Origin of the sequence: Planococcus halocryophilus, assembly GCF_022489025.1 — a bacterium.
Classification (GTDB): Bacteria; Bacillota; Bacilli; order Bacillales_A; family Planococcaceae; genus Planococcus; species Planococcus halocryophilus_A.
Genome location: NZ_JAKVTG010000001.1, coordinates 217,492 through 239,833 on the forward strand (window position 1 = coordinate 217,492; position 22,342 = coordinate 239,833).

The 22,342-nt window shown below is 39.6% G+C and carries 22 protein-coding genes; 15 read left to right on the forward strand and 7 right to left on the reverse strand.

The features are described from left to right. Window positions 1-224: 224 nt before the first annotated feature. The 5 genes from pdhA to MLE13_RS01045 all read left to right on the forward strand — a co-directional run bounded on the left by pdhA (window position 225) and on the right by MLE13_RS01045 (window position 6,075). On the forward strand, window positions 225-1,337 hold the full coding sequence (gene pdhA, locus MLE13_RS01025; RefSeq protein ID WP_008498064.1) for a pyruvate dehydrogenase (acetyl-transferring) E1 component subunit alpha: 1,113 nt from the start codon (window positions 225-227) through the stop codon (window positions 1,335-1,337). Between the two features lie 3 nt (window positions 1,338-1,340). After that, a complete protein-coding gene (locus MLE13_RS01030) occupies window positions 1,341-2,318 on the forward strand; it encodes an alpha-ketoacid dehydrogenase subunit beta (RefSeq protein WP_240747631.1) in 978 nt (325 codons plus the stop codon). Window positions 2,319-2,345: 27 nt separating this feature from the next. Continuing rightward, on the forward strand, window positions 2,346-3,734 hold the full coding sequence (locus MLE13_RS01035) for a dihydrolipoamide acetyltransferase family protein (protein ID WP_240747632.1): 1,389 nt from the start codon (window positions 2,346-2,348) through the stop codon (window positions 3,732-3,734). Between the two features lie 5 nt (window positions 3,735-3,739). Beyond that, window positions 3,740-5,149, forward strand: coding sequence for a dihydrolipoyl dehydrogenase (gene lpdA / locus MLE13_RS01040; protein WP_240747633.1), 1,410 nt, complete (start codon window positions 3,740-3,742; stop codon window positions 5,147-5,149). An 89-nt stretch (window positions 5,150-5,238) separates the two neighbouring features. Next, the gene (locus MLE13_RS01045; RefSeq protein ID WP_240747634.1) at window positions 5,239-6,075 is read left to right on the forward strand and encodes a polysaccharide deacetylase family protein; all 837 of its coding nucleotides are present in this window, start codon (window positions 5,239-5,241) and stop codon (window positions 6,073-6,075) included. Window positions 6,076-6,289: 214 nt separating this feature from the next. Here the strand turns inward: MLE13_RS01045 and MLE13_RS01050 are convergent, their stop codons facing one another. Continuing rightward, a complete protein-coding gene (locus MLE13_RS01050) occupies window positions 6,290-7,759 on the reverse strand; it encodes an aminotransferase class I/II-fold pyridoxal phosphate-dependent enzyme (RefSeq protein ID WP_240747635.1) in 1,470 nt (489 codons plus the stop codon). Window positions 7,760-7,893: 134 nt separating this feature from the next. Here MLE13_RS01050 and MLE13_RS01055 point away from each other — a divergent pair, with 134 nt between their 5' ends. Continuing rightward, window positions 7,894-8,859 (forward strand): NAD(P)H-dependent flavin oxidoreductase, encoded by a 966-nt coding sequence (locus tag MLE13_RS01055; protein WP_240747636.1) that lies wholly within the window; start codon window positions 7,894-7,896, stop codon window positions 8,857-8,859. Between the two features lie 15 nt (window positions 8,860-8,874). Further along, entirely contained in the window at window positions 8,875-9,153 is a 279-nt protein-coding gene (locus tag MLE13_RS01060; RefSeq protein ID WP_240747637.1) for a UPF0223 family protein, read from the forward strand. Window positions 9,154-9,175: 22 nt separating this feature from the next. Here MLE13_RS01060 and MLE13_RS01065 read toward each other — a convergent pair whose 3' ends face one another. Further along, window positions 9,176-9,817 carry a YktB family protein gene (locus tag MLE13_RS01065; RefSeq protein ID WP_240747638.1) on the reverse strand — a complete coding sequence of 214 codons (642 nt, stop codon included), beginning with the start codon at window positions 9,815-9,817 and terminating at the stop codon, window positions 9,176-9,178. Between the two features lie 169 nt (window positions 9,818-9,986). Between MLE13_RS01065 and MLE13_RS01070 the strand changes: the two genes are divergently transcribed. After that, a complete protein-coding gene (locus tag MLE13_RS01070) occupies window positions 9,987-10,181 on the forward strand; it encodes a hypothetical protein (protein ID WP_040850911.1) in 195 nt (64 codons plus the stop codon). A gap of 86 nt (window positions 10,182-10,267) precedes the next feature. Beyond that, entirely contained in the window at window positions 10,268-11,059 is a 792-nt protein-coding gene (locus MLE13_RS01075) for an inositol monophosphatase family protein (protein ID WP_240747639.1), read from the forward strand. 34 nt (window positions 11,060-11,093) lie between these two features. Here MLE13_RS01075 and MLE13_RS01080 read toward each other — a convergent pair whose 3' ends face one another. Next, window positions 11,094-11,291 carry a YlaF family protein gene (locus tag MLE13_RS01080; protein WP_418312499.1) on the reverse strand — a complete coding sequence of 66 codons (198 nt, stop codon included), beginning with the start codon at window positions 11,289-11,291 and terminating at the stop codon, window positions 11,094-11,096. A gap of 111 nt (window positions 11,292-11,402) precedes the next feature. Here MLE13_RS01080 and typA point away from each other — a divergent pair, with 111 nt between their 5' ends. Beyond that, on the forward strand, window positions 11,403-13,250 hold the full coding sequence (typA, locus tag MLE13_RS01085; protein ID WP_240747640.1) for a translational GTPase TypA: 1,848 nt from the start codon (window positions 11,403-11,405) through the stop codon (window positions 13,248-13,250). 24 nt (window positions 13,251-13,274) lie between these two features. Further along, window positions 13,275-13,604, forward strand: a complete 330-nt coding sequence (locus MLE13_RS01090) for a YlaH-like family protein (protein ID WP_240747641.1) — start codon at window positions 13,275-13,277, stop codon at window positions 13,602-13,604. Here MLE13_RS01090 and MLE13_RS01095 read toward each other — a convergent pair. From MLE13_RS01095 to MLE13_RS01105, 3 genes are read right to left on the reverse strand one after another with little or no spacing between them, the layout of a single operon-like run. Further along, window positions 13,598-14,047 carry a hypothetical protein gene (locus MLE13_RS01095; RefSeq protein ID WP_240747642.1) on the reverse strand — a complete coding sequence of 150 codons (450 nt, stop codon included), beginning with the start codon at window positions 14,045-14,047 and terminating at the stop codon, window positions 13,598-13,600. The two genes, MLE13_RS01090 and MLE13_RS01095, sit on opposite strands and share 7 nt — an antisense overlap. Continuing rightward, entirely contained in the window at window positions 14,047-14,250 is a 204-nt protein-coding gene (locus MLE13_RS01100) for a YlaI family protein (protein WP_008429170.1), read from the reverse strand. The genes MLE13_RS01095 and MLE13_RS01100 overlap by 1 nt, the downstream gene beginning before the upstream one ends. 12 nt (window positions 14,251-14,262) lie before the next feature. Continuing rightward, window positions 14,263-14,769 carry a peptidyl-prolyl cis-trans isomerase gene (locus MLE13_RS01105; RefSeq protein ID WP_240747643.1) on the reverse strand — a complete coding sequence of 169 codons (507 nt, stop codon included), beginning with the start codon at window positions 14,767-14,769 and terminating at the stop codon, window positions 14,263-14,265. A 170-nt stretch (window positions 14,770-14,939) separates the two neighbouring features. Here MLE13_RS01105 and MLE13_RS01110 point away from each other — a divergent pair, with 170 nt between their 5' ends. The 3 genes from MLE13_RS01110 to pyc all read left to right on the forward strand — a co-directional run bounded on the left by MLE13_RS01110 (window position 14,940) and on the right by pyc (window position 20,102). After that, window positions 14,940-15,221 (forward strand): YlaN family protein, encoded by a 282-nt coding sequence (locus MLE13_RS01110; protein ID WP_008429175.1) that lies wholly within the window; start codon window positions 14,940-14,942, stop codon window positions 15,219-15,221. Between the two features lie 258 nt (window positions 15,222-15,479). Next, complete coding sequence (locus tag MLE13_RS01115; protein ID WP_240747644.1) at window positions 15,480-16,646, forward strand: FtsW/RodA/SpoVE family cell cycle protein; 1,167 nt, start codon at window positions 15,480-15,482, stop codon at window positions 16,644-16,646. Between the two features lie 15 nt (window positions 16,647-16,661). Then, window positions 16,662-20,102, forward strand: a complete 3,441-nt coding sequence (gene pyc, locus MLE13_RS01120) for a pyruvate carboxylase (RefSeq protein WP_240747645.1) — start codon at window positions 16,662-16,664, stop codon at window positions 20,100-20,102. Between the two features lie 35 nt (window positions 20,103-20,137). On the opposite strand, the gene MLE13_RS01125 is transcribed toward pyc, so the two are convergent. After that, window positions 20,138-21,100, reverse strand: coding sequence for a COX15/CtaA family protein (locus MLE13_RS01125; protein WP_276323763.1), 963 nt, complete (start codon window positions 21,098-21,100; stop codon window positions 20,138-20,140). A 303-nt stretch (window positions 21,101-21,403) separates the two neighbouring features. On the opposite strand from MLE13_RS01125, the gene cyoE reads away from it, so the two are divergent. Next, a complete protein-coding gene (gene cyoE, locus MLE13_RS01130; protein ID WP_240747646.1) occupies window positions 21,404-22,321 on the forward strand; it encodes a heme o synthase in 918 nt (305 codons plus the stop codon). The last annotated feature ends 21 nt before the right edge of the window (window positions 22,322-22,342 follow it).

The following is a 22,342-nucleotide window of genomic DNA, read 5'->3' on the forward strand; positions in this document are numbered from 1 at the left end:
ATAAAAGATGCGTAAGTATACAACTGTATTATAATACAGAGGTTAAATTAGACTGATACAGTTGCTAAAGACAGAATTTTCTTTGTGTTAATATTGTACGAAAATGTCAGGTCCTCTATGATTGACCGAGTTATTATCGTAACGTATACTAAGAAGGAATGCGAAATTGTATCATAAATTGTATGAAATTATTTTAATACAGATAAAAAAGGAGAGTTGCTTTTATGGCTGCGAAAAAATCACAGCAGTTCGATGCAGTAGAAACGCTTAATGCAATCGAAGAAAAGTTTGAAATGGTTCAAATTTTGAACGAAGAAGGCGAAATCGTTAACAAAGAGGCAGATCCGAAACTTTCAGATGAAGAACTTACAGAATTGATGAATCGCATGGTTTACACACGTATTCTCGATCAACGTTCAATTTCATTAAACCGTCAAGGACGTCTTGGTTTCTATGCTCCTACAGCGGGGCAAGAAGCTTCTCAATTGGCATCTCATTTTGCATTGTCAAAAGAAGATTTCATTTTGCCAGGTTACCGTGACGTTCCACAATTGATTTGGCACGGATGGCCACTTCACCAAGCATTCTTATTCTCACGTGGACATTTCATGGGGAACCAAATGCCTGAAGGATTGAATATTTTGCCGCCGCAAATCATTATTGGAGCTCAGATTGTTCAAGCAGCGGGTGTTGCGCTTGGTATGCAAAAACGTAAAAAAGAAGCTGTTGCAGTTACTTATACAGGTGATGGTGGTTCATCACAAGGCGATTTCTATGAAGGACTTAACTTTGCAGGCGCATTCCGTGCACCGGCTATTTTCATTGTGCAAAATAACCAGTACGCGATTTCAACGCCTCGTGAACTTCAAACTTCAGCGAAGACAATTGCTCAAAAAGCAGTGGCAGCTGGAATTCCAGGCGTACTTGTAGATGGAATGGATCCATTAGCAGTATACGCTGTAACGCGCGAAGCACGTGAACGCGCAGTTAAAGGCGATGGTCCAACATTAATCGAAACACTTTGCTACCGTTACGGACCACATACAATGGCTGGTGATGATCCAACTCGCTACCGTACTTCAGATATCGACAGCGAATGGGAAAAGAAAGATCCGCTTGTTCGTTTCCGTAAATACCTAGAAGCAAAAGGCATTTGGGATGAAGCAAAAGAAAATGAAGTAATCGATAAAGCTAAAGAAGAAATCAAAGCAGCAATTAAAAAAGCTGACGGCGCTCCGAAACAAAAAGTATCAGATCTATTAGAGCTTATGTACGAAGAAGTGCCGTTTAATGTTCAGGAACAGTTGGATATTTATAAAGCAAAGGAGTCGAAGTAAGCCATGGCACAATTAACAATGATCCAAGCAATTACCGACGCTCTGAAAACAGAGATGAAGAACGATGAAAACGTTCTTGTTTTCGGTGAAGATGTAGGAAATAACGGCGGTGTATTCCGCGCAACTGAAGGTCTACAAAAAGAATTCGGCGAAGACCGTGTTTTTGATACACCTTTAGCTGAATCAGGTATTGGCGGTTTGGCTATCGGTTTGGCTTTGCAAGGATATCGTCCAGTTCCAGAAATTCAGTTTTTTGGATTTGTTTTTGAAGTAATGGATTCTATTAGCGGACAAATGGCGCGTATGCGTTTCCGTAGTGGTGGAAGTTTAACTTCTCCTGTAACAATCCGTTCGCCATTTGGTGGCGGGGTTCATACACCTGAAATGCACGCGGATTCTTTAGAAGGATTAATGGCAGCTCAGCCAGGTTTAAAAGTAGTTATTCCTTCTACACCATACGATGCTAAGGGCTTGTTGATTTCATCAATTCGCGATAACGATCCAGTTATTTTCTTAGAGCACATGAAACTATACCGTTCATTCCGTCAAGAAGTTCCTGAAGAAGAATATACAATTCCTTTAGGTAAAGCTGATGTGAAACGTGAAGGTAAAGACTTAACAATTATTGCTTATGGTGCAATGGTACAAGAAAGTATCAAAGCAGCGGAGCAGCTTGAAAAAGAAAACTATTCAGTTGAAGTGGTCGATCTTCGTACAATCCAACCGCTTGATATTGAAACAATTATTGCTTCAGTTGAAAAAACTGGACGTGCAATGGTCGTTCAAGAAGCTCAAAAACAAGCTGGAATTGCAGCGAGTGTTGTAGCAGAAATCACAGATCGTGCAATTCTTAGCCTAGAAGCACCTGTACTTCGCGTTACTGCGCCAGACTCAATCTTCCCATTCTCACAAGCAGAAGAAGTTTGGTTACCAAATGCGAAGGATATACTAGAAACAGCGAAGAAAGTACTTACTTTTTAATTAGACAGAACCGAAAGGGTGATATACATGGCTTTTGAATTTCGTTTGCCGGATATCGGAGAAGGTATCCATGAAGGTGAAATCGTAAAATGGTTCGTAAAAGCAGGAGACACAATTGAAGAAGACGATATCCTTGTCGAAGTACAAAATGACAAAGCGGTAGTCGAGATTCCTTCACCAGTTTCAGGAACAGTTGAAGAAGTATTGGTAGAAGAAGGAACTGTTGCGGTAGTAGGCGATGTGTTAGTTCGCATCGATGCGCCAGACGCAGAAGAAATGAGCTTTAAAGGTGGGCATAGCGATAAGAAAGAAGCTGAACCTGAAGTAAAAGAAGAAACTGAAGAGCAAGTGCAATCAGGTACAGCTGAATCAGGTGAAGATGTTGATAAAGCTCCTGCCAAAGAAGAAGCAGTGAAAGAAGAGACAGGTGCGGGAGAACAGTCACAGTCTCAAGAAACAAAAGAATCTGATCCGAGTGCACGCGTGATTTCAATGCCGTCTGTTCGCAAGTTTGCGCGCGACAACGATGTTGATATTAAAGAAGTGACTGGATCAGGCAATAACGGTCGCATTTTAAAAGAAGACGTAGAAGCCTTCATGAACGGTGATCAAAAAGCACCAGCAACTGAAACTTCTGAAGCGTCACAAGAAACAACAGAAGAAAGCACTGAAAAAGCAGCGGCTCCGAAAGCGGCAGCAACTCCTGAAGGTGAGTTCCCTGAAACGCGTGAGAAAATGTCTGGTATTCGTAAAGCAATTGCGAAAGCAATGGTTCATTCGAAACAAACAGCTCCTCATGTAACGTTAATGGACGAAGTGGATGTTACGGAACTAGTAGCGCATCGCAAAAAGTTCAAAGACATTGCAGCAGAAAAAGAAATCAAGTTAACGTATTTACCATATGTAGTAAAAGCGTTAGTCAGCACATTGCGTGAATTCCCAGCTTTAAACACATCATTTGATGATGAAACAAGCGAAGTTATTCAAAAGCATTATTTCAATATCGGTATTGCTGCAGATACAGAAAAAGGCTTGATGGTTCCTGTTATTAAAAATGCAGACCGTAAATCAGTATTCGCAATCTCTGATGAAATTAATGGCTTAGCTACAAAAGCGCGTGATGGTAAATTATCAGCTGCTGAAATGAAGGGTGCATCTTGTTCAATCACGAATATCGGTTCTGCCGGTGGACAATGGTTTACACCGGTTATTAATCACCCTGAAGTGGCAATTCTTGGAATTGGCCGCATTGCAGAAAAACCAGTAATTAAAAATGGTGAAATTGTAGCAGCACCTGTGTTAGCATTATCATTGAGCTTTGATCACAGAATGATCGATGGCGCAACAGCGCAGCACGCTTTAAATCACATTAAACGTTTATTAAGTGAACCTGAATTACTATTAATGGAGGCGTAAAACTTATGGTAGTAGGAGATTTTCCAATCGAAACAGACACACTCGTAATCGGCTCTGGCCCTGGCGGTTATGTTGCAGCTATTCGTGCAGCACAAACTGGTCAAAAAGTAACAATCGTTGAAAAAGAATATATTGGTGGCGTTTGTTTGAACGTTGGCTGTATCCCTTCTAAAGCAATGATTTCTGTTGGACACCGTTTTGAAGAAGCTCAACACTCAGATGATATGGGTATTGTGGCTAAAGAAGTTTCAATTAACTTTGAAAAAGCGCAAGCATTCAAAGATGGCGTTGTTAAGAAGTTAACGGGCGGCGTTGAGTCTCTTCTTAAAGGTAACAAAGTTGAAATTTTACGCGGCGAAGCTTATTTCGTAGACGAAAACACAGTTCGTATTATGGATGAAGATTCAGCACAAACGTATAAATTTAAAAACGTAATTATTGCTACAGGATCTCGTCCTGTTGAAATCCCAACTTTCAAATTCACGGATCGTGTCATTAATTCTACGGGAGCATTAGCTCTTAAAGAAATTCCAGGCAAGCTGGTTGTTATTGGTGGTGGCTATATCGGTACTGAGCTTGGAACTGCGTATGCTAACCTTGGCTCTGAAGTAACAATCCTTGAAGGCGCACCTGATATCCTTGCTGGATTTGAAAAACAAATGACAGCAATCGTTAAAAAAGGATTGAAGAAAAAAGGCGTTGAAGTTATCACAAAAGCATCTGCTAAAGGTGTAGAAGAAACTGATTCTGGCGTTACAGTAACATACGAAGCAGGCGGAGAAGAAAAAACGCTTGAAGCTGACTATGTTCTTGTAACAGTTGGCCGTCGTCCAAATACAGACGAAATGGGTCTTGAAGAATTGAACTTAAAAATGTCTGACCGTGGCTTGATCGAAGTCGACAAGCAATGCCGTACAAATATCCCGAATATCTATGCAATCGGTGATGTTGTAGCAGGTTTGCAGTTGGCTCATAAAGCTTCATATGAAGGCAAAATTGCTGCTGAAGCAATCGCTGGCGAAAAATCAGAGGTTGATTACTTAGCAATTCCTGCAGTTTGCTTTACAGATCCTGAACTTGCAAGCGTAGGTTTAACTGAAGAGCAAGCAAAAACTGAAGGATTTGAAGTAACAGCTGCTAAGTTCCCATTCGGAGCTAACGGCCGTGCACTTTCACTAAACGCTTCTGAAGGATTTGTGAAACTTGTTTCACGTAAATCTGACGGCTTGCTATTAGGTGGACAAATTGTTGGAGCTGGCGCATCAGATATGATCGCTGAGATCGGACTTGCAATTGAAGCAGGCATGACTGTGGAAGATATCGCAATGACAATTCACGCTCACCCAACACTTGCTGAAATTACAATGGAAGCTGCGGAAGTAGCTCTTGGAACACCAATTCATATCATTAAATAAACAATAGAGAAGCCGCTTTTGCGGCTTCTTTTTTTTGGAATAAAGTAGGTTCTCATGGTAAGATTTGTTTATTGAAAGGGTGTTTTTAAATGATACATAAAAAATGGATAGCTATCGCAGCGGTGTCTTTTTTACTAACAGCATGTGGAGATGATACAAACACCTCTACGACTGAAGAAAAAGAAACAAAAAACGTGGAGGGAAATACTGAAACAGAAAAACAAGAAGAAAATGTAGAAAAAGAAGAAGTAGAAGAAATCGAAGAAGTCGAAGAAGTCGTAGAACAGGTCGAGGAACCTCAATACAAAGTTAATCCAGCCAATTGGGCTGTGCAGCCGATTTTGGATGCAGATGAAAAAGTGGTACTCGTGACAATAGATGATGCACCGGACAAGCATTCATTGGAAATGGCTGAAACGTTGAAAAGCCAAGACATTCCAGCTATTTTCTTTGTAAATGGTCATTTTTTAGAGACAGATGAAAAAAAACAACAACTAAAGAAAATTCATGAAATGGGTTTTATGATTGGGAATCACGCATATAGTCATCAAGATTTAAAAGGATTAACTGAGCAACAACAGCAAGAGGAAATTTTGAAAGTCAGCGAAATGGTAGAAGAAATCACGGGTGAAAAACCTAAGTTTTTCCGCGCTCCATTTGGTTCTAATACAGATTTTAGCAAGCAGTTGGTCGCAGACGAAAAAATGGTATTGATGAACTGGACATACGGCTATGATTGGGAAAAACAATATCAAGATGCTCAAACATTAACAGATATCATGGTTAATACCGAGTATTTGAATAATGGAGCTAACTTGTTAATGCACGATCGTGATTGGACAGTCGAAGCGTTGCCTGGGATTATTCAAGGGTTAGAAGATAAGGGTTATGGCTTTGTTGATCCGGAAGAAATTGAAGAAATGTAAAAACGATCCACAGAATTTTTTTCTGTGGATCGTTTTTAGGTTTTATGAAGTTGTAGAAGTCGGAGCTAACCAGGCACTTTCACTTTTCGTTGTCTAGACTCCAGCAGCCAGATTCTCGGGACATAAGCCACTCTGGCTGTGTGGCTGAAAACACGCCACTTCGCCAGTGCGTCTTATGCCTGTCGAATCTACATGGCTGCTTACGCTTTTCTATTTACCTAATAGCTTGTTGTTCTTTTATTACGCGTAGCATTTGCAGTGTGTCGTCTTCTGGTCCTTGTACTGGCAACCCGGCAGCGACGTTCATGTGAATATAGTTGATGTTTTCTTCCGTAATAATTTCACCTGGAATGAAAATAGGGATACCTGGTGGATAAACCATGATAAATTCCGCAGAAATGCGTCCAACAGCGTCATTAATCGAAATAACTTCTGTCGTTGCATAGAAAGCGTCTCGTGGTGTCATGGCAAGTCGTGGGATATCTGGAATCATCACTACAGGTTCCACGATAGCAGCGTCGCTATCTAATGTTTCGCTCATACGTTGAAGAGCATTGATCAATAGATTCACTTCTTTGCGGCTATCACCAAGTGTAACGAGACAAAGAATATTGTATAAATCGGAAAGTTCGATTTCGATATTAGCGTTTTCTCTTAGCCATTCCTCGGCTTGATGACCGGTGATGCCTAAATTTTTAACGCTAATCAATAATTTTGTCGGATCCAAATCAAAAGTGGCTGACGAATTTAATACTTCTTTCCCAACACAATACAAATGAGGGATTTTATTAATACGTTTGCGCGCATCTTGAGCTAATCGAATAGTCCGGTCAATCAAATCGTAGCCGTGAACCGCTAATTGACGACGTGCTGTGTCAAGAGAAGCTAAAATTGGATAAGAAGTTGATGTCGTAGTTAACATTGATAATGTAGATTGTACGCGTTTTGGTGATACAAGACCTTCGCGTACATTCAATACGGAACTTTGCGTCATAGAACCACCTAGTTTATGGACAGAAGTTGCCGCCATATCTGCACCTGCCGCCATTGCAGAAACCGGTAGTGATTTATGGAAATGAATGTGAACGCCGTGTGCTTCATCAACTAAAACTGGAACATTGCGCTCGTGGGCAATATCCACAATTCGTTTTAAATCAGCAGCTACACCGAAATAAGTAGGATTGATAACCAATACGGCTTTAGCGTCCGGATATTCAATCAATGCTTTTTCTACAGCTTCTGCTGAAATACCGTGAGAAATTCCAAGCACAGTATCCACTTCTGGATGAATAAAAATCGGAATAGCTCCGGCAAAAACGATAGCAGACATAATCGATTTATGAACGTTTCTTGGAACCAAAATTTTATCATTTGGTCCAACAACACTTAAAATCATAGTCATAATTGCGCCACTTGTACCTTGTACAGAAAAGAATGTATGATCTGCTCCAAAAGCTTTGGCAGCTAGTTCTTGAGCTTCTTTAATAGCTCCTTTTGGAGAATGTAAATCGTCCAAAGGTGCAATATTGATCAAATCAATGGAAAGAATATTATCGCCGACAAATTCCCGGAATGCGGGATCGACGCCTTGTCCTTTTTTATGACCAGGAATATGGAATTGGATCGGGTGCCGATTTCGATGCTTTAAAAGTGCATCAAATAACGGAGTTTCTAATTGAGACAATGATAAGCCCACCTCACTAAATAAAATGAAAACAAAAAGAATTATAGCATGATGTACCCTACTATAGTATAAATAAAAGGATTTTCCAATATGGAAGCGAATACATTTGGTATAGAGAGAAAAGGAGTGAGTTAATGGAGTTCAAAACAAAGGTAACTGAGCTACTTGGAATCCGCTACCCGATAATACAGGGGGGCTTAGCTTATTTAGCTTATGCAGAATTAGCAGCAGCTGTTTCAAATGCTGGCGGTCTAGGTCAAATTACAGCGATGAGTCTTTCTACGCCAGAAGAATTAAGAGCTGAAATTCAAAAAGTTAGAAAGTTGACAGACAAGCCTTTTGGCGTTAATTTTGCCATTGGTGATCATGGCCGTGCATTTTCTCATATGCTTAATGTGGCAATCGAAGAAAAAGTACCAGTCGTTTCCATGACGGGGGGGAACCCAACGCCAATATTTGAACAGTTAAAAGGAACCGATATAAAAAAATTAGTGCTCGTTGCTGCCAGAAGACAAGCTGAAAAAGCAGAAAGTCTAGGTGCGGATGCTGTAATGGTCGTTGGGCAAGAAGGGGGTGGGCATCTAGGGCGTGATGATATTGGTACGATGGTGCTGATTCCTCAAGTAGTAGATGCTGTGAAGATACCTGTTATTGCCTCAGGTGGGATTGGTGATGGACGAGGTTGGATGGCAGCCCATGCCTTAGGTGCAGAAGGCATTGAAATGGGAACGCGTTTTATCGCCACAAAAGAATGTGTTCATGCATCTAGTGCGTATAAACAACAATTAATCGATAGCTCCGAGAATGATACGGTTATTATTAAGCGCAGCATAGGGGCTCCAGCGCGTACTTTACAAAATAGCTGGACGGACAAAATTTTGGAGATTGAAAGTCAAACACCGACCTACGAGGCCTTAAAAGAATATATTAGTGGTGAAGCCAACAAACGTTTCATCTATAATGGAGATAAAGACCAAGGTTTTGGCTGGGCTGGACAAGTCACTGGATTGATCAAGAATGTGCCTACAGTTCAGGAATTGATTGAAGGTATGGTCAAACAAGCTGGAGAAATCCGTGAAAAATGGTCAATCACTAGATGAAAAGAGGGATGAAAAATGGATTATTCTTATCCATTTTCAATTGAATGGTCAACAGAAGAAATTATTGATGTTGTCAGTTTTTTTGAAGCAATTGAAATGGCCTATGAAAAAGGCATCAACAGACAAGATTTACTAACGCGTTATCGTAAATTCAAGCAGGTAGTTCCTGCTATATCAGAAGAAAAGACGTATTTTCGTGAATTTGAAGAAGAAAGTGGCTATGCTAGTTTTCCGGTTATTAAAGAAATGAAAACTGGAACAGATGACCAAAAAATCAAATTGAACAAGAAGTGAGAGTACAAAAGAACCTGCAGCCTTAACGGCTGACAGGTTCTTTTGTAGCTTGAAGCAACGTATTGTAAACGGGGAGCAACTCCTCGAACGTTTCTTCAGCAAACTGATAAAATTGTTCTTTAGTAAAAAATGCAGCTTGTTCTCGAGTTAAATGGCGTCCGATGACAAATTCACCTTTTTTCACATCGCGCAAACGGATAAGCAATTTTTCAAGACCTTGGTCACCTAACTCGTTTAAAGCGTTGGATTGTGGTTTCATATGATCTCCGGAAACAACGAATTCACCAGACAAACTTTCAAGAACTTCTGAATGTAATAAATTTTCGGCCATGGCTGTTTTATTTGGGGCTTCGTAAATAACAGCTAATATAACGAATACGTGACTTTCCCACATACCAATTTGGAAATGAGGAACAGCTTTATATCCTCTTTTATACGGAGCAAAAGCTACCCAGCTATCATTTGGCGGATTTACAGTTCTGCGCATATGTTTAGCAACATGCGGGAAGAATTCATCTCCCGTTTTTCCAGAAAAAAATGATGAAAATTCAGTGCCAAGTTCCGCAAATTTTGGGCGGATAAGTTCAGTTAATGCAGCCATCCGTTCCTCTAATCCTGGAGTGTTGAAAACATCAAAATCTTGTTCAGTCCAATAAGGCTTCAAAAAAAATCCTCCCTTTATTTAAGTAATCAGGTTTCATTTTAACGAAGTTTGGGAAAAAAGAATATAAATACGTTTCTACTTATGGATTTTGTAAGAAAAAAGTGGTATTATTAAGATGTAACAAAAATAGTCAGAATTTTCGGAGTTTGGTAAGAAAGGGGTGCTCATTATGAAACAGATGGTTCAGATAATCCGAAAAGCGGATGTAGAGAAGGAATATATTCATGTGCTAAAATTGGAACTAGACTATGAACTTGCTTCACTGTTTGATGCAATGCAGCAAAAAGATGAACATCAAATGTCAAAAAGCAAGCAGCGGCTCCATGAAATACACGTTGAACTGGAGGCCCTCCATGCGCTCTAATCCATCTATACACTGAAGGCATCTGCTAGAGTAAGACAGCAGATGCCTTTTTCGTTATACTAATACTAATAGGGAGGCGTTTATAAATGGATTTACACGCTATGGATAGATACATAAAATCACTCATTAAAGAAGCAGGACATCGAATTCGCAATTCCTTTTTAACGGATATCACGATTGAATCAAAATCTAATGCCAATGATTTGGTAACGAATATGGATAAAGAAATTGAACAATTTTTTATTGAGCGGATTCGCAGAGATTTCCCAGGGAATCGAATTTTCGGAGAAGAGGGCTTTGGTGACGATATTCAAAATACAAAGGGAATCATTTGGTTGCTCGATCCAATTGATGGCACCATGAATTTTGTGCATCAAAAACGCAACTTTGCTATCTCTCTTGGAATATATGAAGATGGAGTCGGCAAACTTGGCTATATTTACGATGTTGTAAATGATGATTTGTATCATGGAGTAAAAGATGGAGGAGCGTATTACAACAATGAAAAGCTAAGACCGCTTATGAAAACGGAGATATCCGAATCCATTGTGGCGATGAATGCGACATGGGCAATCCCAAATCGTTATTTAAATCATGAAGCTATTATCAATTTAATTCGCGATGTACGTGGTACACGCTCTTTTGGCTCAGCTGCACTCGAGCTTGCTTATGTCGCATGCGGACGTTTCGACGCGTATATTTCAATGAGGTTATCACCGTGGGATATTGCTGGTGGTATGGTCATTGCCCAAGAAGTAGGCGCAATAACAACGAACTTCAAAGGTGACCCAGCAAACCTTTTAAAACAAGACACTTTTATTGCGGCTAATCCAGCGATTCACCAAGAGCTGTTAGAAAAATATATAAAATTCAAGTAAAAAAAGATGCGGAATCCCGCATCTTTTTTTATAATTATAGTAATCCGGCTTCCCGCATTTCCTTTTTCTTTTTGAAGCCCATACCCATGACAAAAACGAGCATTAGAATCGCTGCAAATATGCCTAACACACTGCGTAAGCCAATAGCCAAGCCGATTAAGACCATCGCTACGATTGCTGCCAAGGAATACAAAACAAATATCCATTTTATGTTTTTTATTAGATTTATCACTGGATTTTCCTCCTGTAGCTTACCGCCTGAAATAAAATCTTAGGGTTTTACACCTATATGTGCTATACTAGCACAGTTATAGGCATGAAAAAAGAATATTGGAGTGAAAATATGACTAACTTACGTAACGACCTAAGAAACATTGCAATTATTGCCCACGTTGACCATGGTAAAACAACTTTAGTGGATCAACTTCTACAACAATCCGGAATTTTCCGTTCAAACGAACACGTTGAAGAACGCGCTATGGATTCTAATGATATAGAGAGAGAACGTGGAATTACGATTCTTGCGAAAAACACTGCTATTCAGTACAAAGACGCTAAAATCAACATTTTAGATACTCCTGGACACGCCGATTTCGGTGGAGAAGTTGAACGTATCATGAAAATGGTTGATGGAGTTCTATTGGTAGTTGATGCTTATGAAGGCTGTATGCCACAAACACGTTTTGTTTTGAAAAAAGCTCTTGAGCAAAATTTAAAACCAATCGTTGTTGTTAACAAAATTGACCGTGACTTTGCACGCCCTGAAGAAGTGGTTGACGAAGTCATCGAATTGTTTATCGAGCTTGAAGCTAACGACGAGCAATTGGAATTCCCGGTTATCTTTGCATCAGGTATGAATGGTACAGCAAGTCTTTCTTCAGATCCATCTGATCAGGAAGAAAACATGCAAGTTATTTATGATGCAATCATGGAACACGTTCCAGCGCCAATCGATAACAGAGATGAGCCACTTCAATTCCAGGTAGCTCTTCTTGATTACAGTGACTATGTTGGACGTATCGGTATTGGCCGCGTATTCCGCGGAACAATTGAAGTTGGACAATCAGTTTCATTGATGAAGCTTGATGGTTCGTACAAAAACTTCCGTGTTACGAAAATTCATGGTTTCATGGGACTTAAACGAGTGGAAATCCAAAAAGCAGAAGCTGGCGATTTAATTGCTATCTCTGGTATGGAAGACATCAACGTAGGAGAAACGGTTTGTCCTGCAGAACATCGCGAAGCATTACCGATTCTACGCATCGATGAACCAACTCTACAAATGACTTTCTTAGTTAACAACAGCCCATTTGCAGGTAAAGAAGGTAAATGGATTACTTCTAGAAAAATTCAAGAACGTTTAGATGCCCAATTGCAAACAGACGTATCATTGCGCGTAGATAATACAGATTCACCAGATGCTTGGGTAGTTTCTGGACGCGGAGAATTGCATTTGTCGATTTTAATCGAGAACATGCGCCGTGAAGGATTTGAAATTCAAGTTTCAAAACCTGAAGTTATTGTTCGTATGGTTGACGGTGTTCGCTGCGAACCAGTAGAACGCGTTCAAGTAGATGTACCTGAAGAATATACAGGGAATATCATCGAATCATTAGGTGAACGTAAAGGCGAAATGCTGGATATGGTAAACAACGGTAGTGGACAAGTCCGTATGGTGTTTAACGTACCAGCTCGTGGATTGATCGGTTACACAACTGAATTCTTGACACAAACTCGTGGATACGGAATCATCAACCACACATTTGATAGCTACCAACCAGTTGCTTCTGGCCGTGTTGGCGGACGTCGCGAAGGTGTATTGGTATCTATGGAGCGCGGAAAAGTTTCGACTTACGGCTTAATGGGCATCGAAGACCGCGGGACTTCGTTTGTTGAAGTAGGCGCTGAAATTTACGAAGGCATGATCGTTGGACAGCATAATCGCGATAGCGATCTTACAGTAAACATCGTAAAAATCAAAGCTGCAACAAACATCCGTTCAGCTAACAAAGACCAAACAACGACGATGAAAAAAGCGCGTTTGATGAGTCTTGAAGAAGCACTTGAATACTTGAATGATGATGAGTACTGTGAAATCACACCACAAACGATTCGTTTACGTAAAAAAATTCTTGATAAAAACGAACGTGAACGTATGGCTAAGAAAAAGAAAGTTGCCATCGAAGAATAAGTGTATAGGAAGGATGTATAATACGTGGACGAACAAGCTTTTGTCTATGACAGTATGTATCCGGTAGCTCGAATTTTATATCAAAATTTGCCGAGTTTTGAAATGGCAGGATACGCATTATTTGCGGTAATTTTCCTGCTTTCGGCTTTTGTTTATAAGTTAGGGTTTGCTAAAAAGTTATCACTTGGAAAAAATGTAGCAATTGGTCTATTTTTAGCAATTGGTGGTTTAGGGCTTACGTTTCTAGCCTTTTTCTTACCGGTTGTTGAAGGGCTTGTTATTGCAGCGCTTATACTGATTCTTTATAAAGTTCGCTTATGGCGTGAAAAACGCGAAAACGCTGTATCTCATTGAGATACAGCGTTTTTGCGTTCAAATGTTTTGTATAGTATTGGTAATAATAATGAATAGGTTAAATGGCCAAATACCCAGTACAGAAATGCACTCCAGTCATTAACTGCTGGCACATCCGCATTGATCGCCATGTCAGCAAGTAAAAAGTAAAGGAACGGAAAAGGGATAGACATAAATAAACTAAGAATCACCAATTGACCGAATGTGTATTTCCGTCGTTTCGCTAAAAATACAAAAACAATGCCGATAACTAAAGAAATACTCATGTGAAAAATAAATTCTGTGACTTCTGACCACTGTACATCACCGATTACCGGAATAAAATCAACATTTAACAAGAGCGTATATACTTGTTCTCCGGTAACTGATTGAACCCATTTTAGTAAAACTCCTAAAATCAACCCACTCCAAAATCCAATCCAGAGACCCTTTAAGAGCTTCATCAGAAGTCGTCCTCAATACTACGGGAACTTCGATAAAAGCGGAATGATCCAGTTGCTAAGCGTTCTTTCGTTCGCTCTGTTATACGATCGTGGCATTCGTCACACATATGGGTATGAATAGGTCTGTTACGCAGGCGTTTGGCCTGGAGTGTATCATCGACTAATTCTTCAATTTTATCGCAGATTACGCATTTTACTCGCATGCTTTATCACTCCTATTCGACTCGGATGGCTTGGATATCAGTAATCGGATTTTCTTGATTAGATCCATCCGGAAGAAGCACATGGACAGGGCCATCTTCTTTTAATGGTTTTCCGTGATCACTAAACTTAAATATTAGTTCTTGGGCGTGATCAATTGGGAACTCAAACTCGCCGTGCAATGTTTCAAAAACGACACGTTTTGCATGTTCAAAAGGTTCTGCGTTTAAAAGAAATGGTTTAAACAAAATACCGAAAGTTCCTGTTAGCATTTCTTTTTTTTCTTTGCTCTTATACGTTTTTTCTGAATTCAAGGTTGGGGGTACGGTGCTGCCTTCCATAATTTCACGAGACCAATGTTCGCCCATTCCACGTTTGTAATCTTCAAGCTCATCTTTCTCGATTCGCTCTTCTTGAAAATATGTCTCTAAATTCAATTTGCGGTCATCAAAAATCCATACAGTTGGATCAAGAATCAATTTAAATTTCACTTCACCTTTAAAAGGTACGATAAATTCCATGGGTAAACCCTCCATTTAGATAGTTACTCTTTTTATAGTATACCTTTTCATGTCAAGTTCCTAAAGGGATTCATCTCTTTCGTCTAAGAGGCTTGCATTTTCCTTGTGTAAAAGATACACTTTAAACAGGAAAATAGAGAAGAAAACTCATGAAAATGGGGGGAGTCCTCATGGAACATACAGAAGAACAAACATACCATTTGAAGGCCTTAGAACTCCTCAAAGCGGATGCAGAGAAAATCGAGCAATTAATCAAGGTGCAAATGGATCACTTAACTTTACCATCTTGTCCTTTATATGAAGAGGTGCTGGACACCCAAATGTTCGGTCTATCACGCGAAATTGATTTTGCGGTAAAGCTGGGTCTAATCGAACGTGAGGCTGGAAAAAATTTAATGGATACGCTAGAAAAGAAACTATCGATTCTTCACGATGCGTATACAAATAAATGATCTAAAACTCAAACGAATGCTGTTTGAGTTTTTTAAAATTTAAGGGAATATTTAAACTTACTGATCTACTTAAAACAAATCTACACGACAGCCTGCGCTTTTCTTGTTGTCTAGCTCTGGCTGCCAGATTCTAGGGTCATAAGTCACTCTAGCTGTACGGCAAAGAACGCCGCTTCGCCAGAGCATCTTATGCCCGTCGAATCTACACGACAGCCTACGCTTTTCTTGTTATTCTATTAAATTAAAAGAGGTATAAAAATGAAATCTTACATCAAGAAGTACGCAAAATACTTTGACTATCCTTTATTTTTTACTTATTTGGCTTTAACGATATTTGGACTGATTATGATTTACAGCTCTAGTATGGCTTGGTCTGTCAATTACTATGGCTCTGAGCCCGATCGATTTTACATACAACAATTAATAAACTTAGCAATTGCGTTTCCGGTCTTTGCGGTGGCAGCGGTTTTTCCGTATAAGCATTTTAAAAAGCGCTGGATGATGAAAACCATCTTAATCGTTGTCTTTACCGGATTGATCGCTGTTCACTTTATCGGTTTTGCAGCGGGTGGAGCGCGGAGTTGGATTAGTTTAGGATTTGCGAATATCCAACCGTCGGAAGTTGCAAAGGTTGGAATCATTCTTTATTTATCTGGAGTATTTGCGAACAAATATAAAAATGGCACCATTAATAAATTAAATGAGTCCATCATACCTCCAGTTATCATCTTAACACTTGTGTTATTTTCTGTATTTCTTGAACCCGATCTTGGATCTATGTTGATTATTGGAGCGGTTGGTTTATCAGTAATGTCCGCAAGTGGTGTTCGTTTAAAACCGTTTATTCGACTTTCTACAGTCTTTGTAGCAGCAGCCTCCCTTATTATTATTCCTTTTATGATTTTTGCAGGAGATCGTATTTTTACCGAAAAACGTCTAGGTCGTTTAGATGCTTTCTTTAATCCATTTTCTGATGAGCTAGGGTTTGGCTTCCAAATCGTTAACGGCTATTTAGCAATCGGTTCCGGTGGCCTAAGTGGCTTAGGGCTGGGACAATCGATTCAGAAACTAGGATACCTACCAGAACCTCATACTGACTTTATCATGTCAGTCATAGCTGAAGAGCTAGGAGTATTAGGAGTAGTCTTTGTTTTAGGTGGATTAGGGTTCGTAGTTTTACGAGGTCTTTGGATAGCTATGACGACTCATGATCCGTTAGCTAGAATGTTAGCAGCGGGTGTTGCGAGCATGATTGGGATCCAATCTTTTGTTAATTTAGGGGGCTTAACCGGGATTATTCCATTAACTGGAGTAACACTTCCATTTATCAGCTATGGCGGAACTTCCGTAATTTTGTTATCTTTATCTATGGGAGTATTAATGAATGTTTCCATGTTCAACAAATACGAAAAATCGAAAAAGTAAAGGGTGTGCTGCGGTGTGAAGAAGATTGACAAAATCTTGGTGGCCAACCGCGGAGAAATCGCTATTCGGATTTTCCGCGCTTGTACAGAACTGAAAATTCAAACAGTTGCAATTTATTCTCAAGAAGATAGTGGTTCATTTCACCGCTATAAAGCTGATGAGTCCTATTTAGTAGGTAAGGGTAAAAAGCCGATCGATGCATATTTGGATATTGAAGATATTATCCGTATTGCAAAAGATTCGAATGTAGATGCAATTCACCCTGGCTATGGCTTTTTATCGGAAAACGTCCATTTTGCAAGACGTTGTGAAGAAGAAGAGATTGTTTTTATCGGTCCGACTTCGCAGCATTTGGACATGTTTGGTGACAAAGTAAAAGCGCGTACTCAAGCAATTGCGGCTGGTATTCCGGTTATTCCAGGTACAGACGGCCCAGTTGAGTCTTTAGAAGAAGTTGAAGAATTCAGTAAAACAGCAGGTTTTCCATTAATGATTAAAGCATCTCTTGGCGGCGGTGGCCGCGGAATGCGTATTGTCAGATCTCATGAAGAATTAGCATCCTCTTACGAACGTGCGAAATCTGAAGCTAAAGCAGCTTTTGGTTCAGATGAAATGTATGTCGAAAAATTCGTCGAAAAACCTAAGCATATTGAAGTTCAAATTTTAGGGGATTCAGAAGGAAACGTCATCCACTTGTATGAAAGAGATTGTTCAATTCAACGCCGTCATCAAAAAGTTGTAGAAATAGCCCCGTCAAACTCAATTAGTAACGAATTGCGCAATGAAATTTGTGATGCCGCAGTTAAATTAATGAAAAATATCGACTACATAAATGCCGGCACTGTCGAATTTCTTGTAGCCAATAACGAATATTACTTTATTGAAGTAAATCCACGTATTCAAGTCGAACACACGATTACAGAAATGATTACCGGAATTGATATTGTCCACGCACAAATCCATATTGCTAGAGGACATATGATTCACAGTGAAGAAGTAGGTATCCCACAACAAAGTGAAATTCCATTATTTGGATTTGCGATTCAGTCTCGTGTAACTACTGAAGATCCTTTAAATGATTTCATGCCAGATGCTGGGAAATTGATGGTTTACCGTTCAGGTGGTGGATTTGGCGTACGTTTGGATGCAGGAAATGGCTTCCAAGGAGCGGTAATCTCACCTTATTATGATTCGCTATTAGTAAAAGTTTCGACTTGGGCCGTAACGTTTAAAGAAGCGGCAGCTAAAATGGACCGTAACTTACAAGAATTCCGAATCCGTGGAATTAAAACAAATATTCCATTCTTAGAAAATGTGGTAAAACATAAAAACTTTATCAAAGGTGATTTTGATACAAGCTTTATCGATACAACGCCAGAATTATTTATATTCCCAGTAAGACAAGATCGTGGAACTAAGTTATTGAGCTATATTGGCAACGTAACGGTCAATGGTTTCCCGGGAATTGAGAAGAAAAATAAACCAATCCATACTGCTCCACGTAAACCTGAAATAGATTTATTGGCTCCGGCACCAAACGGCACGAAGCAGATTTTCGATTCACAAGGAGCAGAAGGATTAACAAAATGGATTCACGAGCAAAAAGATGTATTAATCACGGACACAACATTCCGCGATGCTCATCAATCATTATTGGCTACGCGCGTTCGGTCACATGATTTGTTTGAAATTGCGAAAGAAACTGCACGTTTGCAAAATGATTTGTTTTCATTAGAAATGTGGGGAGGCGCCACTTTTGACGTGTCTTACAGATTTTTGAAAGAAGATCCGTGGGAGCGTTTGATCAAGCTTCGTAAAGATATACCGAATGTGTTGTTCCAAATGTTGTTCCGTGGTGCAAATGCTGTAGGTTACAAAAATTATCCAGATAATGTAATTCGTGAATTTGTCCGTAAATCTGGCGATGCAGGAATCGATGTATTCCGCATATTTGACAGCTTAAACTGGATCAAAGGTATGGAAGTAGCAATTGATGAAGTTCGTCAATCTGGCAAAATTGCAGAAGCGGCGATTTGCTACACGGGAGATATTTTAGATCCGAGTCGAGACAAATATACCGTTCAATATTATAAAGATATGGCTAAAGAATTAGAAGCAGCAGGCGCACATATTTTAGCGATTAAAGATATGGCAGGTCTGTTAAAACCAGAAGCGGCATATCGTTTAGTATCTGAACTTAAAGATACCGTGTCATTGCCAATTCACCTTCATACACATGATACAAGTGGTAACGGAATTTATATGTACTCGAAAGCGATTGAAGCTGGAGTGGATATCGTTGATACAGCTCTTGGGTCGATGGCAGGTCTTACATCACAACCAAGTGCAAGTTCCCTTCATTACGCGATGAGTGGTGGAAACCGTGAAATTCGATCAAACGTGAAAAACCTCGAAAAACTGTCTCATTATTGGGAAGATGTTCGTAAATATTACGTTGATTTTGAAAGCGGCATGAATAGCCCGCATTCAGAGATTTATGAACATGAAATGCCAGGTGGACAGTACAGCAATCTTCAACAACAAGCAAAAGCTGTAGGGTTAGGATTGCGCTGGGAAGAAGTTAAATCGATGTATTCACGCGTTAACATGTTATTCGGAGATGTTGTGAAAGTGACACCTTCATCAAAAGTAGTTGGAGACATGGCACTGTTCATGGTGCAAAATGAGCTAGATGAAGAAACGGTAATTTCTCGTGGGAAAACAATTGACTTCCCAGAATCAGTTATCGAATTCTTTGAAGGGTATATCGGCCAGCCACATGGTGGATTCCCAGAAGATTTGCAGAAAGTCATCTTGAAAGAGCGTAAGCCAATTACGGTTCGTCCAGGTGAACTTTTAGAACCAGCAGATTTCGATGAAATCAAAAAGACTTTATACGATAAACTAGAACGTCCTTTAACAAGCCATGAAATTTTAGCTTACGCGCTATATCCGAAAGTATTCGATGAATATACAGCTACCAATATTCAGTTTGGTAATGTTTCCGTTCTAGATACATTGACATTCTTATACGGAATGAGATTAGGCGAAGAAATCGAAGTGGAAATTGAAAAGGGCAAAACTTTGATGGTTAAGATGGTTTCTATAGGCGAACCGCAAAAAGACGGAACGCGCATCATCTATTTCGAGTTAAACGGTCAACCTCGTGAAGTAAGCATTCAAGATATGACAGTAGAAGCGGATAGTACGGCTAAACCGAAAGCAAATCCGACAAACGAAAGTCATATTGCGGCAACTATGCCGGGTACTGTATTAAAAGTGCTTACAGAAAAAGGAGCCAAAGTAAAACGTGGCGATCATTTACTCGTGACAGAAGCGATGAAAATGGAAACGACCGTTCAAGCACCATTTGATGGAACGATTCAAGATATCCATGTAGTTGCCAGTGATGGCATTTCAACAGGTGATCTGTTGATCGAAATGGAGAAAAAATAAAAACAAGGTAGGCGCATTATGCGCCTACCTTGTTTTTATTTAGAATTTTTTTTTATTCGACTTCGCGATACCAACAATACCATATAGCATAACAAGCCAAACAGCATTGAAATTAACAGCGAATGGAGAAGTGCGACAACTAAATTGAGTTTTGTCAGTACCACTAACATACCTGTTGTTGCTTGAAGAAGAACAATGATGAAAGCTATTGTCCAACCCCAGTAAATAACACGTTGATCTTTATAATGCTTAATAGCGTGCCAAGCAATATAGCCTAGCCAAATGACGATCAAACCGGCTGCTGCACGGTGACCCATTTGCACCCATTCGTACATATTGCTAGGTAATGTAAAATCATCATTTCGACATAATGGCCAATCGGAACAAATCAGACTCGAATCTGTATGCCGAACTAATGCGCCTGTATAAACCACAATGTAAGAATATAAAGCGACACCAATTGTATGGAAACGTAATTTTTTACCGATTTGCACACGATCTGCATCAAACTTCCGGTCTACTTCAAAAATCAGAAGTGTCAATAATAAGATAGAGGCAAATGATAGTAAGGAGATTCCAAAGTGAAGGGCGAGGATAAAATCACCTTGTCCCCATAGCACCTGTGCTGCCCCAATTAATGCTTGTAAGACTAAAAAGAAAACAGCCATTACAGCAAGGAATTTTGTTTCTCGAACATGTCCGAACTTTCTCCAAGCCCATACAGCGAGAATAACGATTAATAGACCAACGACTCCAGTGACCAGACGATGAGAAAATTCGATTAACACTTCCGTTGTAATATTATCTGGAATTAATTTGCCATTACAATCTGGCCAATTTCGTCCACACCCCATACCGCTGTCAGTCTTAGTGACAAGGGCGCCACCGAGAAGTATTAACAACATGCCTATGGTAGCCGCAACGGCAAACCATTTTATATATCTATTTTGCTGCAAAGTACCACCTACTTTTTCTATAGAAAACTTTTCAACGTTCATATACCTGCATACTCGATAATAGCGAATATTTCCTCATAATACAACGAGAAATCAACAATAGTAGAAACTTTCAAGATTTGGACATAATAACTGGAGCTTCACAAACTGTTCAAAAACTATTTTTTTTCTATCTTAAAATAGTGTAAGTGTTAGGGTATGATAGGAGATGCATAGAGTGAGACCAATTACGTGAAAATCATCTCTTTTATCAGGAAATTTCAGTTATATGTAGAAAAACAACTGGAATTTAGATATAGTTATGGTTAGCGGAATATGCTTACAACTTTGAAAGGAGGGACTTATATGTCAAATGGCCGGGCAATGTCTGCAGATGCACACGAAAAACCGGAAGCGTCAACATTTCTTAAAGACTTTTTGGCACTTATCAAAATTGGAATTGTCAATTCTAATTTAATTACAGTCTTTACAGGTTTGTGGCTCGCATTTCAGTTTTCTGACAGACATTTTCTTAATGAGCTGGATATCCTTGTCTACACCATTTTCGGTTCAGCGCTGATTATTGCAGGATCTGCAGCGATGAATAACTATATTGATACGGATATAGATCCTTTAATGGAAAGTAAGAAAGGGCGTCCTACAGTAACAGGAAGATTCAAGCCATCAGCTGTCTTTGCACTAGCTATTTCTTTCATCGTTATAGGCGAAATATTTTTGTTCTCCGCTTCTGTATCGGCTGGTGTTTTAGGGATTGCCGGAGTTTTAGCTTATGTCGTTTTATATTCCATGTGGTCAAAAAGACGTTATGTCAGTAATACGATTGTTGGAAGCATCTCTGGTGCAATACCACCACTAATCGGATGGGCTGCAGTGGAACCGACACTTGGAGTGGGTGCTTGGGCATTATTCTTAATTATGTTCATTTGGCAGCCGCCGCATTTTTATGCATTGGCTATGAAACGAACAGAAGAGTATCGTGCAGCAAATATTCCTATGCTACCGGTAATAAAAGGTTTTCACAGAACAAAGAAATCGATGCTTGCATGGGTTGTAATGCTTTTCCCTCTACCATTCTTATTAATGGAACTTGGGACAGGCTTCATCATCTTAGCTACACTTTTAAATATTGGGTGGTTAGTATTAGCTATTCGAGGATTTAAAGCAACAGATGATTTGAAATGGGCGAAGACAATGTTTATCTATTCATTGAACTACATGACCATTCTATTTGTTTCGATGATTATTTTTGCTGTTTTCATCTAAAAACCATTTCTAAAAAGAAAC